Source organism: Paenibacillus xylanilyticus (genome assembly GCF_009664365.1).
Lineage (GTDB): Bacteria > Bacillota > Bacilli > Paenibacillales > Paenibacillaceae > Paenibacillus > Paenibacillus xylanilyticus_A.
In genome coordinates, this window is record NZ_CP044310.1 from 1,473,110 (window position 1) to 1,485,367 (window position 12,258).

The window sequence follows — 12,258 nt, forward strand, 5'->3', positions numbered from 1 at the left end:
CCTTGCGGGGAACACACAATTGCAGACAACATTTCAGAGGAGCGTATCGCGGCCCAAGGGCTGCGGTACGCTCTTTTGTCTGAACAAAAATGAAAGCGTAGAACATTGGCGTGCTTTTCGCTATAATGGAACCTGAGAAACCGTTTACGTCAAAGATGTATATAGAGGTGGAGGAGACATATGAGCATTTATATCCATGAAGAGAAACTACAATTTCATTTACAAACTCGCAAGGCAAGTTACGTATTCCAGGTGCTTCCTTCGGGATATTTGGTACATCTGTATTATGGCAAAAAATTACGCAACTCAGATCTGAGCTGGCTCCATGTTCGGACGGAACGCGCTTCCTTCAGCCCGAATCCGGTACCTGAGGACCGGACGATCTCATTTGATACACTTCCATTGGAGCTGCCTGTTTATGGAACAAGTGATTTCCGTAACCCGGCCGTACAGCTTCAACTGGAGAATGGTTCAAGTGTCTCGGAATTCACGTATGTTGGTCATCGGTTGGAGAAAGGCAAACCTGCTCTTCAAGGGTTGCCAGCGACTTATGTGGAAGCTGCAGATGAAGCTGATACGCTCGTAATTGAAATGGAGGATCGCGTGGCAGGAGTCCGCATTGAGCTCTCCTACACAGCCTATTCGTCCTTTAATGCAATTACGCGCTCGATGCGTATCATTAATGAGAGCGCTACCTCGGTGAATGTGGCTCGTGCACTAAGCACATCCGTAGATTTCCCGCATGCTGATTATGAACTGCTGCAGCTGTCAGGTGCATGGACGCGGGAACGCGATATTGTTCGTCGCCCACTGGCTTCTGGCTTGCAAGGCGTGGAAAGCCGACGTGGTTCAAGCAGCCATCAACAAAACCCGTTTATCGCATTGATGACGCCAGGTACGGATGAAGATCAGGGAGAAGTGTACGGCTTCAGTCTCGTATACAGCGGAAGTTTCACAGCGCAAGCAGAAGTGGATCAGTTCCACACCACGCGTGTATCACTCGGCATTAACCCGTTTGAGTTCAGCTGGAAGCTGGAATCCGGAGAAGCTTTCCAAACACCTGAGACGGTCATGGTCTATTCGGATGCAGGACTTGACGGCATGTCCCAGTCTTATCACGAACTTTATCGGGAACGGCTTGCTCGCGGCAAGTTCCGCAATGCAGAGCGTCCGGTACTGGTGAACAACTGGGAAGCAACGTATTTTGCTTTTAACGCAGACAAGATTGAACAGATTGCGCGTGCAGGGAAGCAGCTCGGCATCGAGCTGTTTGTATTGGACGATGGCTGGTTCGGACATCGTGACAACGACGACTCCTCGCTGGGTGACTGGATTGTGGACAAGAACAAGCTGCCTCAAGGTCTGGATGACCTGGCGAACCGTGTAACCGCACTCGACATGCAGTTTGGATTGTGGTTCGAGCCAGAGATGATCTCGCCGGATAGTGAGTTGTATCGCAAGCACCCGGACTGGTGCCTGCATGTCCCTGACCGTCGCCGGACAGAGGGCAGACAGCAGTTGGTGCTGGATTTCTCCCGCCAAGACGTTCGGGATGAAATCGTACGCATGCTGAGCGACGTATTGGGTTCTGCGCCGATTTCGTATGTGAAATGGGACATGAACCGGAATATGACGGAGATCGGCTCTGCACAGCTGCCTGCGGACAGACAGCGTGAGACAGCTCATCGCTATATGCTTGGATTGTATGAGGTGATGGAACGGATTACGTCATCCTTCCCTAATATTTTGTTTGAAAGCTGCTCAGGTGGTGGCGGTCGTTTCGATCCGGGCATGCTGTATTACATGCCGCAAACGTGGACAAGCGACAACACGGATGCTGTATCCCGTCTGCGCATCCAATACGGAACAAGTCTCGTGTATCCGGTAAGTTCCATGGGATCACATATCTCGGCCGTACCGAATCATCAGGTTAACCGTATTACGTCGCTGGAGATCCGTGGACATGTTGCCATGTCGGGCAACTTTGGCTACGAGCTTGACCTGACACGTTTCACCGAGGAAGAGAATGCGATTGTGAAGGCTCAAGTGGAGCTGTACAAGGAGATTCGGGGCACCATTCAGTATGGCACGTTCCGTCGTCTGCTCAGTCCGTTTGAGGGTAACGAAACGGCATGGATGTTTATCGCACCCGATGGAAGCGAAGCAGTGGTATTTTATTTCCGCGTGTTGTCCGAGCCTAATGCGCCTCTCCAACGTCTGAAGCTGAAAGGATTGGATCCTGACGCCGATTACCGCCTGAAGGGCGGCACCGAGACGTACACGGGCGATGCATTGATGTATGGCGGAATTTCTGTAGGTCGTGCCACAGGAGATTATTTGAGCGAGATGTTCCGTTTCGAACGGGTATAGGTAATCCTGCGTTTAATGCAGTGCTTTTCGGGGAAGACCGGAATACGTCGGGGTGACGTTTTCGGTCTTTTCTTATGAGTTACGCGAAGCGATGAACCATAAAAACTCACTGTAAGAACTTGTAACCAGTAGGAATGCTGGAAAACTGAACGGAATTTTGTGATAATATAGGGAAGAGCAATCTGCCTGAGTGCAGATTCGATACTGTGATTACAGCAGCATAGCTGCCCTGAACATGCTTAAGCTGAAACGATTCAGGAAGGAAAGAGGGATTTATTTGTCTGAACAGGGAACGGTTCTGGAACCCAATGAAGAAACAATAAAGGCGGAACGCCAGGAAAGAATCATCAAACAGGTAGCCAAGGAACTGTCACTGGCCTTGAAGCAGGTGCGCACGACGTCGGAGCTTCTGGAAGAAGGCAATACGATTCCGTTTATCGCCCGCTACCGTAAAGAAATGACTGGAGAGCTGGATGAGAACCAGCTGCGACTGATTGAGGAACGTCTCGTATATCTGCGTAACCTTGAGGATCGCAAAGTGGAAGTCATCCGTATTATAGAAGAACAAGGTAAATTGACGGGAGAACTGAAAAAGTCCATTACCCAGGCTGTGAAGCTGCAGGAGGTAGAGGATCTGTATCGTCCTTATCGCCAGAAGCGCAAAACGCGTGCCAGCGTAGCCAAGGAAAAAGGTCTTGAGCCCTTAGCCGTATGGATCTGGAGTCAACCGAAACAGGGGGATGTGCTCGAAGAAGCTGCGCGTTACATCAATGCAGAGCTTGGAGTGGACGATGCAGAAGCAGCCCTTCAGGGAGCCAAAGACATTCTTGCCGAGAACATCGCTGATGATGCTGCCATTCGTGCGTGGATTCGTCGCTATACGCTGGATCATGGCATGTTGACTTCGGAAGCGAAGGATGCGGATCAGGAATCGGTCTATGAGAACTACTATGATTATCGTGAATTGGCCAAAAAGATGCCTCCGCACCGGATTCTCGCCATTAACCGCGGGGAGCGCGAGAGCATTCTGAAAGTAGGTCTGGAGGTTCCGCCTGAACCGGCCCATCGTCATATGGAAGGTCAGGTCATCAAGGGTGCATCTGCAGTACAGGATGTATTGCGGGCTGTCATTGAAGATGCCTACAAACGTCTGATTGCACCTTCCATTGAGCGCGAAGTCCGGGCAGAACTGACGGAAAAGGGAGAGAGCCAGGCAATCTCCGTGTTTTCTGCCAATCTGCGTAACCTGCTGCTTCAGCCGCCGATTCATGGCAAACGTGTGCTTGGTGTCGACCCTGCTTATCGTACAGGCTGCAAACTGGCTGTAGTGGATGATACGGGCAAACTGCTGGAAGTCGCTGTTACGTACCCGACGCCACCTCACAACAAAAAGCGCGAAGCAGCCGAGGTATTCCACCGGATGATCAAGCAGTATGACATTGGACTGATCGTTATCGGTAATGGTACAGCTTCCCGTGAAACGGAACAGTTCGTAGCCGAGATCATTCAGGAAAATGGCGACGAGAGCCTGGTGTACCTCATTGTTAATGAAGCAGGAGCAAGTGTGTATTCCGCTTCCAAGCTGGCGCAGGAGGAATTCCCGGATCTGGATGTGGCCGAGCGCAGTGCAGCTTCCATTGCCCGTCGTGTACAGGACCCTCTGGCTGAACTGGTGAAAATTGATCCAAAGGCCATTGGTGTAGGCCAATACCAGCATGACGTTTCTCAAAAGATTCTGGAGGAAAGTCTGAAAGCGGTCGTGGAATCTGCGGTTAACCATGTAGGCGTGGATGTGAATACGGCTTCGCCATCGCTGCTGTCCTATGTGGCCGGCGTGAATGCGACGATTGCCAAAAACATTGTGAAGTACCGCGAGGAAAACGGACGCTTTACGAACCGTCGTCAGCTGCAGAAGGTGCCGCGTCTGGGTGCCAAAACCTATGAACAATGCGTAGGTTTCATGCGCATTAGTGAAGGTGAGAATCCGCTGGATCGTACACCGATTCACCCGGAATCCTACAAGGTCGTCGATCAGTTGTTCAAAGAACTTCAGGTGGAACTGGACAAGTTGGGCAGCAAGGAGCTGTCCGTGCTTCTATCCGAACAGCAGCCTGAACAACTGGCTGTGAAACTGGACGTGGGTGTGCCTACACTGCGCGACATTCTCGACAGCTTACAGCGCCCGGGACGTGACCCTCGGGAAGAAATGCCACTGCCTATTTTCCGTACGGATGTCCTTAAAATTGAGGATCTGGTTGAAGGCATGGAGCTCCAAGGTACCGTTCGCAACGTAATTGATTTTGGTGCCTTTGTCGATATCGGGATCAAGAGTGATGGACTTGTCCATATTTCACAGCTGAGCAACGGTTACGTCAAGCATCCAATGGATGTTGTTTCTGTTGGTGATAATGTAACGGTATGGGTAATGAATGTGGATACCAAAAAAGGCCGGGTCGGCCTGACTATGAAAAAGCCTGCGTCGAAGCAGACTTCCTAGTCCCATGACCCGAGAACAGCCTTCCCAGTTGCGGGAAGGCTGTTTGTTGTCGGCTCGAATGGTGTTGTCGACCGTTCCATATTCTTCGAATGAGTTAATGTAGGAAGAGAGAATGGGCTGTATGCATGAAGAGTGGGGTTAAATTCTAGAGTTCACGTTCCGCGCTGCGCGGTGTGCCATTAGCAGGTTTGTTCCGGTAAAAGAACCAGCACTCGTTCAGCAGCTTGATCTGTCTGCTGTCTTTCTTGTGAAATGCACGCATCAGTTGATTGCAAAGCCATTGAGGCAAAGGGATCTCCTCCTCTTGCATAATTCATCTGTACGTTAGCATATGTGGCAATAGCCTGGACTGTGCGGATTAAGCCGTGCGGAACGTGTAAAAACAATGTCCGGCTTGTCAACCGACGACCTGTCGATTGAAAGAAAAATAAAAAGCGCAAATCCGGTTACGGAAATGCGCTTACAGGTTAGGATGTGCACTTTCGGAAAACGATAAATAAATCAGCGTGTTTCCATTTCTTCTTCGTACCATTGTTCCAGCTGGGCTTGAAGCGCCCGAATCTCGGTGAGTAAGGAAATCAAGGGATAATGCGTCTCGCGCAGTTTGGCGAAGCTATGCTCAAGCGCATTGATGTAATCCAGCCCTCCGGTGATACTGAGCTGCTCGTTCAGAAGATCAAGGTCGTCACATTCAGCGATGGCCCAGGGCAGTACAGGTACATCCGCTGCAGTAAGTTTATCAATCTCTTTGTGCAGACGCAGGTTGAGTGCACTGAGTTGATAGGCGTAATCAGCGGGCATTTCAACAAACTCTAATTGCTGTTCCTGCTGCAGGATGACATAACGCATTGTAGGCATAACGTGTAATAATCTCCCCTCATACATTCTACTTGACAGTGTAGCCTACGAAACGGTTAAAATTCAAGTATTATACCGGAAAAAGGAACGGTCCAAGGGGTGAGAAAGGAGGGGAAACCGGGTGGATAATGCTGAGCTGCAGCAGTGGATTGAGCAGGTATCGCTGGATCATTTCGGGGTTCCGTTTACCCACGAGGCCTTGTTTAATCGACGTTTGACGACAACCGGCGGCCGATATATGCTGAAGAGTCACCGAATTGAGATTAATCCACATCAGCTCGAGGCATACGGGCGGGATGAGGTCGAGAAAATTATAAAGCACGAATTGTGCCACTACCATCTGCATATTCGCGGACGCGGCTATCGCCACAGGGACCCGGAATTCAAGGCTCTTCTGCAAAAGGTAGGCGGTTCGAGGTTCTGTCAGTCCCTTCCGGATGGCAAGGGCAGGAAGCCGCAGCCTTATCGGTACAAGCTGGTATGCAAGAGCTGTGGAACGGAATATCTGCGTAAACGAAAAATGGATCCCAAACGTTATAGATGCGGCCGATGCGCCGGCAAGCTGGCTCTTCAAACCATCTCTAACGAGTAGTGTTTATCCTAGTGGATATAGCCGGCTTGAAGAGGGGATGCAATATGCCTCTATGAGCTGTAATTTCTCCCTTTTTTACAGTTAGCAAGAAAGTATAGTTAAGATGTTGACTTGGCTTATTAATCATGATAAATTATGTTTATTCGAGATTATTCCCTGATAGCTCAGTTGGTAGAGCACTCGACTGTTAATCGAGTTGTCACAGGTTCGAGTCCTGTTCGGGGAGCCATTTCTTGGAGAGATACCCAAGTGGCTATAAGGGGACCCTCTGCTAAGGGGTTAGACTGCGTAAGCGGTGCGAGGGTTCGAATCCCTCTCTCTCCGTTCTGATTATACTTCTCCGCAAAGGGATGAGAACCCTAAAGGTTCGTCGGAGCATAGCCTTCGATAGCGATACATCGCAGTCTCGAACGAAGTGAGAGTATCCCTCTCTCTCCGTATTGAATACATGAATAGGATCCCCTTCACACGAACCGTTGATCGGTTTGTCGTGGAGGGGATTTTTTGGTATAGATCTTCCTTCGGTGAAAGCTGCATCGTTACCTGCCTACAGCAAGATTCCCAAAACCTCGTATAAACCCTTCTTGCCAGCATCCGTAACTTCAACAGAGCGGCTGCCAGGCTTCTTCCGGGTCCACTCGAGCTGCGAAAGTCTGTGTTCCATTTGTTCACCCAGCAGTCCGGATATGTGGTGACGCCGCTCGCTCCAGTCCAGACATTTGCGGGCAATGGCACGTCTTGAACCCGGTTTAACCTGAAGATCAATTCCGAATGAAGTAAACCATTGTCTTCCTTTCTCCGTAATGTGATAATCCTTGGCCTGATCTGCTTCCGGCTCCAGCAGGTATTCCTCCCGCAACAATGCATCGCACAGAGCAATTCCTAGCTTACCAGCAAGGTGTCCATAACAGGTGCGAGCAAAGCTCAAATGCTGGAGCTGATTGGACTGTTTGAGTGACCGCACCTGAACAGGAGGGGCGATACTGCCCATCGTTTCAATCAGAAAGGCAATCTCCTGGCCAGCTAACCGGAAGTAGCGATGCCGCCCTTGCCGTTCAACAACTAACAGCCCGCCGTCCACAAGTTTGGCAAGATGGTTGCTCGCGGTTTGAGGTGTGACACCAGCCATATAGGCAAGCTCACCTGCAGGCAGGGCCTGTCCACCCAGTAGTGCTTCGAGAAAGACAGCGCGACTCGGATCGGCAATTAATGACGCGATAACAGATATATTTGGATATGCATTCATACTTCGATGATACTTGAACTGTTGGCGTATTACAATTGGGACAAGCCACCGCGGAGTTCAAACTTGCATTGAGGGGCCAAGTATGTGAGACAGGAGATGGAGCAAACCGATGAATTTCGAGAACGCGAGTAAACGATCTGCTGAGGAGGTAGTAACGGACCAGCATGAGACGATAAACCCAAGCATTTTATATTATGGAACACCCGTACTTCTCTTAAGCACCTTAAACGAGGATGGGTCAACGAACCTGTCGCCATTGTCCTCTTCCTGGGCGTTGGGGGATTGTCTTGTCCTCGGCTTGGGCATCCAGGGGAAAGCCTATGAGAACTTAAAAAGACATTCTGAATGTGTCATAAATTTGCCGGATGCGTCCATGTGGAGATCTGTTGAATCTCTGGGGCGTTATACGGGTACATATCCGGTTCCTGAGGAGAAAAGACAGATGGGTTATGAATTTTGTTCGGAGAAATTTGAAGCAGCCGGGTTGACCGCTCAGGATTCGCATCGGGTTAAACCTCTGAGAATAGCCGAGTGTCCGCTTCAGATTGAGGCATCTGTACAGCACATCCGTACGCCGGAGCATACGCCTTTTATGGCCGTAGTCGAAGTGAAATCGCTGGAGGTACATGCACATAAGAAGCTTATCTCTGGACTGAATAAAATTGATCCGGCAAAGTGGAACCCGTTAATCTATAATTTCCGCCATTATTACGGATTAGGAGAGCGACAAGGGGAGAACTTTCGTGCTGAATAGGGATCAGTGCAATCCGAAAGGATAGAAACAGACCATTTTTGTAATGGTGGGTAATAAGGGAAATTGAAGTGGAGACCGTACAGGTCTCTTTTTTTGTGCCGCCTGATATAGCAGGAAGTTGCTGTGTGGATTAATTATTGGAGAGGAAATGGGTAAATAGTAAAGGAGGATACATGTAAGCATATACATAAGCATATTGCATTAATTCAGGAAGTGACGGTCCATCTGCAAAATGCTGACATAAGAGAGGTGGCTTGAGAATGGAAATGGAATATTTGATGCGAGTTCTCATAGCAGGGATCTGCGGGGTCCTTATCGGGTATGAACGCAAAAACCGGATGAAAGAAGCGGGAATACGCACTCATTTTGTGGTCGCTGTTGGTGCAGCGTTAATGATGATTGTCTCAAAGTATGGATTTCAGGATCAGGCAGGCTGGGCTAATCTGTCGCTTGACCCTTCCCGGATCGCAGCGCAAGTGGTTAGCGGTGTAGGTTTCATTGGGGCCGGAATGATCTTCACGCAGCGCCATACCGTCCGGGGATTGACGACAGCCGCTGGCATCTGGGCAACGGCAGGTATGGGACTGGCAGTGGGTGCGGGACTCTATTGGACAGGAGTAGGTGTAACCCTGCTAATCGTGCTCGCACAGATGCTGCTGCATCGGCCGACACGCTGGTTGGTTTCCGCGAGAACCGAAACGTTAACCATTCGCCTGGAGCAGGAAGCAGACAGCCTGAAAGCCATATTGGCACTGCTGGGGCAGGAGAAGATTTCGGTCATCGGATTCAGGACGGAACAACAAACAAGCACAGACTCGGCTCAGGAGACTGTGCTTGAATTCACCGTTCAGATGCCCGGGTCCTTCCGGGGAGAACAGTTGATTGTACTGCTGCAGGACGTACCGCATGTGAGATCCGTCGAGTTGAAGTGAGAGATCGTGCGATTTCCTAACAGCACCGAATTTACTGACCGCCTTCAGCAACGATTTCGGGCCGGGAGATCGGTTTGCCGTCCAGTACAGCGTGAATGGCATGGGCGACACCGTGTTCTACGTTGGTTAATGTTATAGCCTTGGCAAGGGCTTGAATCTCAGGTTCACCATTGCCCATGGCGATGCCGAGTCCTGCCATTTTTAACATGGAAACATCATTGAAATTGTCGCCGATAGCTGCCGTATCTTCCATGGAAATATCGAGATGGGCAGCCAGTTTAGTGAGAGCATTACCTTTGGACACATCGGGATGCTGCATCTCGAAGTTGTGTTCAGAGGATACGACCATCGCGACATCCGATCTGGAGGCAAAGTGAGCTCTTCCTGTCTGTAATTGATCCGGGTCGAGGGAGAAGGCCATAATGTTGTAAATGTAGGCTTCTGCAGGAATCTCCTGATGGGATTGAACGCGATGGTAGTCTTTCTTGTCATAATGCTTCTTAACGGCACGAATCAGGCGCTCAACGTCCTCACCAGGACTTGTTCCCAGGATTCGATCCATCTCGGCAAGCATCGTATCATGACTGCTGATCGGGGCGTATATTCCCTGCTGAGTGGACGCTTCATAATAGCACTCATGATCTTCGAGCCACTGCATGACGGATGCTGCTGTCTCACGTTCGAGCGGAAGATGATACAGACGGTTCCCGTCAGCATCATGAATCGTGGCTCCATTGGACCCAATGACAGGCGTGTTAATCCCGCCTTCTTGGCAAATGCCGACAACGTCCGAATAGACGCGCCCTGTTGCAATGGTAACTTTCAATCCTTCTTGCTGGGCCCGGTGAATGGCAGCAGCATTTTCCGGGCTAATCTGACTGTCTCTGTTTAGCAGCGTTCCATCCAAGTCCGTAGCAAATAATTTCATCACTTTACAACTCCTTATCTTCTGTTGGTTCAGGAATGAGAATCTCAACCTGTTGTTCATTCAAAAAGTTACGCCATTCGTCTGATGGCCATTGGTCGGTAATCAGTACATCAATCAGTGACCAGTCGGCAAAACGGTACCCGTAACGTTTATCAAATTTGGAATGATCTGCGAGCACGAAGACCTCTTTGGCCGCCTGCATCATTTTTTGCTTAATCTTGCCTTCTTCTTCGGAAGCACTGAATCCATCCATCGTAATCCCGCCAATACCGATAAAGGCTTTATCCACGTAATAATGAGAGAGTGTTTCGATCACCGAGGCACCGTAAACATAGCGTTGTTCCTTGTCGACTTTGCCGCCAAGTAAACGAATATGGACAGCCGAGTGATTGGAGAGAAGATCTGCGGAATGAATGGAATTGGTGATGACTGTACAGGACTTTCCATTCAGATGCTCAGCACAAGCCTGCACCGTTGTGGAAGAATCCAGAATGATGTTTTCACCTTGGCGGACCATGGCTGCAGCGAGTTTGCCTATAGCCCTTTTTTCTTCCGAAACATGCAGCAGGCGATCCTTGTATGAGATATATTCACGGGGAGGAGAGGGGAGGATTGCGCCGCCCCGTGTTCGGATAATGGCGTCCTGTTCTTCCAGCTTGATCAGATCCCTTCGAGCCGTGTCCCGCGAGACGTCAAAAAGGGTAACGATCTCGTCTGCCGAGATCCGATTATGTTTGCGAAGATGTTCGATAATGAGCTGCATTCGTTCTTCCTGAAACAAGCATGCCGCCTCCTTGCTAATGAGTGACCGTAATACTGATAACCTAAGTATAAGTATTTGCAATTTAGTTTGCAATATTTTAAGTGAACATAAGTTTTTATAAGTGTTTTGATATTATTTCAACAGGATGTAAGGATTCTGATGACATTGATATGAAATTCAGATCTCTCAGATAGTATATGCCAGTTAAACGATCCTAAATTTTTTTGAAAAATGATCTATGAAAAAGCGCTAGATAAAAAAATAAAAAAAGTGTTGCACTATTTTTATATGGTGTGGTATACTCATTCTTGTCGCCAAGAAAGACAACTTGTTAACAAGGCCCGTTGGTCAAGGGGTTAAGACACCTCCCTTTCACGGAGGTAACAGGGGTTCGAATCCCCTACGGGTCATATCTTCACCACCTTTTTAATAAGGAAACCTCGCAAGTCATTGTTCTTAAAACAAGAGATGATATGGCACATCGGTGAAGTTACAGCAAGAGCCATTAGCTCAGTTGGTAGAGCACCTGACTTTTAATCAGGGTGTCGAAGGTTCGAGCCCTTCATGGCTCACCATTTATACATTTGAATATGCGGTCGTGGTGGAATGGCAGACACGCTATCTTGAGGGGGTAGTGGGTGTATACCCGTGGAGGTTCGAGTCCTCTCGACCGCATTACATGTAAACGTTAGGGAAATAGACTCTCGTGGATATCCATGAGAGTCTATTTTTATTTTTATATATATCTATGTGAAAACTGCTCATGGATGAAGAAGGGCTGAGGATTGATATCTGTTGTGGTATAATTGTCTATATAATGTCGCCGGAGAATTACGTTATGGTGCAAGATATGGATTTTAGATATTATGGTTGGAAGGCGGTCCTGTATGCAGTCGATATATGAGCGAATTGAACACCTGATTGCCGAGCGAGGGATGACAAAGAAAGCATTCTGTCAACAACTGAAGATCAGCACCGGGAATCTGGGTGATTGGAAACGTGGAAAGTCGATTCCGAGCACGAATAAACTGATTGAGATCGCTGCGTTTTTTGATGTGAGTCTGGACTGGCTCATGATTGGACGTCCATCCAAGGAAGCGATGGTACGGGAAAAACGGGAGGATTATTTTTTTGGCGTGTTGCGGCAATTGGATTGCCAGGAGAGTGAATTATCGACCGAAGAGCAGTCTTTTATCAGCGAATATATTGAATTTACCCGTTATCGCAAGTCCAAGGAAAGTAGAAATGCTGCTGACTTTCGATATCAGGAAGATGATAAACCCGAAACGGATGAATCGCCCTAATGCAAAACCTCTGA

General features: G+C 48.9%; 11 protein-coding genes and 5 tRNA genes. 11 read left to right on the forward strand and 5 right to left on the reverse strand.

The window, feature by feature from the left end:
• Window positions 1-180 precede the first annotated feature (180 nt).
• Both F4V51_RS06480 and F4V51_RS06485 read left to right on the forward strand, forming a co-directional pair.
• The gene (locus F4V51_RS06480; RefSeq protein ID WP_153977347.1) at window positions 181-2,370 is read left to right on the forward strand and encodes an alpha-galactosidase; all 2,190 of its coding nucleotides are present in this window, start codon (window positions 181-183) and stop codon (window positions 2,368-2,370) included.
• A 277-nt stretch (window positions 2,371-2,647) separates the two neighbouring features.
• A complete protein-coding gene (locus F4V51_RS06485) occupies window positions 2,648-4,867 on the forward strand; it encodes a Tex family protein (protein WP_153977348.1) in 2,220 nt (739 codons plus the stop codon).
• A gap of 145 nt (window positions 4,868-5,012) precedes the next feature.
• Here the strand turns inward: F4V51_RS06485 and cmpA are convergent, their stop codons facing one another.
• Window positions 5,013-5,156, reverse strand: coding sequence for a cortex morphogenetic protein CmpA (gene cmpA, locus F4V51_RS06490; RefSeq protein WP_153977349.1), 144 nt, complete (start codon window positions 5,154-5,156; stop codon window positions 5,013-5,015).
• Window positions 5,157-5,368: 212 nt separating this feature from the next.
• Window positions 5,369-5,725: a hydrolase/acyltransferase gene (locus F4V51_RS06495; RefSeq protein ID WP_095289072.1), complete on the reverse strand. Its 357-nt coding sequence runs from the start codon at window positions 5,723-5,725 to the stop codon at window positions 5,369-5,371.
• 121 nt (window positions 5,726-5,846) lie between these two features.
• Between F4V51_RS06495 and F4V51_RS06500 the strand changes: the two genes are divergently transcribed.
• The 3 genes from F4V51_RS06500 to F4V51_RS06510 all read left to right on the forward strand — a co-directional run bounded on the left by F4V51_RS06500 (window position 5,847) and on the right by F4V51_RS06510 (window position 6,641).
• Entirely contained in the window at window positions 5,847-6,317 is a 471-nt protein-coding gene (locus F4V51_RS06500) for a SprT family protein (RefSeq protein WP_095289073.1), read from the forward strand.
• A 153-nt stretch (window positions 6,318-6,470) separates the two neighbouring features.
• Window positions 6,471-6,546 (forward strand) — tRNA-Asn (locus F4V51_RS06505).
• Between the two features lie 6 nt (window positions 6,547-6,552).
• Window positions 6,553-6,641: transfer RNA gene (locus F4V51_RS06510), tRNA-Ser, on the forward strand.
• A 223-nt stretch (window positions 6,642-6,864) separates the two neighbouring features.
• Here F4V51_RS06510 and F4V51_RS06515 read toward each other — a convergent pair.
• Window positions 6,865-7,563 (reverse strand): ArsR/SmtB family transcription factor, encoded by a 699-nt coding sequence (locus F4V51_RS06515; protein ID WP_153977350.1) that lies wholly within the window; start codon window positions 7,561-7,563, stop codon window positions 6,865-6,867.
• Between the two features lie 109 nt (window positions 7,564-7,672).
• On the opposite strand from F4V51_RS06515, the gene F4V51_RS06520 reads away from it, so the two are divergent.
• On the forward strand, window positions 7,673-8,317 hold the full coding sequence (locus F4V51_RS06520; protein WP_153977351.1) for a flavin reductase family protein: 645 nt from the start codon (window positions 7,673-7,675) through the stop codon (window positions 8,315-8,317).
• A gap of 260 nt (window positions 8,318-8,577) precedes the next feature.
• On the forward strand, window positions 8,578-9,249 hold the full coding sequence (locus F4V51_RS06525) for an MgtC/SapB family protein (RefSeq protein ID WP_153977352.1): 672 nt from the start codon (window positions 8,578-8,580) through the stop codon (window positions 9,247-9,249).
• A gap of 31 nt (window positions 9,250-9,280) precedes the next feature.
• Here the strand turns inward: F4V51_RS06525 and F4V51_RS06530 are convergent, their stop codons facing one another.
• Together F4V51_RS06530 and F4V51_RS06535 are read right to left on the reverse strand one after the other, a co-directional pair.
• Window positions 9,281-10,177: a Cof-type HAD-IIB family hydrolase gene (locus F4V51_RS06530; RefSeq protein ID WP_153977353.1), complete on the reverse strand. Its 897-nt coding sequence runs from the start codon at window positions 10,175-10,177 to the stop codon at window positions 9,281-9,283.
• Between the two features lie 4 nt (window positions 10,178-10,181).
• Window positions 10,182-10,958 carry a DeoR/GlpR family DNA-binding transcription regulator gene (locus tag F4V51_RS06535; protein ID WP_095360636.1) on the reverse strand — a complete coding sequence of 259 codons (777 nt, stop codon included), beginning with the start codon at window positions 10,956-10,958 and terminating at the stop codon, window positions 10,182-10,184.
• A gap of 320 nt (window positions 10,959-11,278) precedes the next feature.
• On the opposite strand from F4V51_RS06535, the gene F4V51_RS06540 reads away from it, so the two are divergent.
• The 4 genes from F4V51_RS06540 to F4V51_RS06555 all read left to right on the forward strand — a co-directional run bounded on the left by F4V51_RS06540 (window position 11,279) and on the right by F4V51_RS06555 (window position 12,244).
• Window positions 11,279-11,350: transfer RNA gene (locus F4V51_RS06540), tRNA-Glu, on the forward strand.
• An 89-nt stretch (window positions 11,351-11,439) separates the two neighbouring features.
• Window positions 11,440-11,515: transfer RNA gene (locus F4V51_RS06545), tRNA-Lys, on the forward strand.
• Between the two features lie 17 nt (window positions 11,516-11,532).
• Window positions 11,533-11,615 (forward strand) — tRNA-Leu (locus F4V51_RS06550).
• 212 nt (window positions 11,616-11,827) lie between these two features.
• Window positions 11,828-12,244 carry a helix-turn-helix domain-containing protein gene (locus tag F4V51_RS06555; RefSeq protein ID WP_153977354.1) on the forward strand — a complete coding sequence of 139 codons (417 nt, stop codon included), beginning with the start codon at window positions 11,828-11,830 and terminating at the stop codon, window positions 12,242-12,244.
• Window positions 12,245-12,258: the final 14 nt, after the last annotated feature.

Coding starts and splice junctions, on each gene's coding strand:
- F4V51_RS06555 (WP_153977354.1), top strand. CDS start 11,828: ATGCAGTCGATATATGAGCGAATTGAACACCTGATTGCCGAGCGAGGG.
- F4V51_RS06520 (WP_153977351.1), top strand. CDS start 7,673: ATGAATTTCGAGAACGCGAGTAAACGATCTGCTGAGGAGGTAGTAACG.
- F4V51_RS06515 (WP_153977350.1), bottom strand. CDS start 7,563: ATGAATGCATATCCAAATATATCTGTTATCGCGTCATTAATTGCCGAT.
- F4V51_RS06480 (WP_153977347.1), top strand. CDS start 181: ATGAGCATTTATATCCATGAAGAGAAACTACAATTTCATTTACAAACT.
- F4V51_RS06525 (WP_153977352.1), top strand. CDS start 8,578: ATGGAAATGGAATATTTGATGCGAGTTCTCATAGCAGGGATCTGCGGG.
- F4V51_RS06495 (WP_095289072.1), bottom strand. CDS start 5,725: ATGCCTACAATGCGTTATGTCATCCTGCAGCAGGAACAGCAATTAGAG.
- F4V51_RS06530 (WP_153977353.1), bottom strand. CDS start 10,177: ATGAAATTATTTGCTACGGACTTGGATGGAACGCTGCTAAACAGAGAC.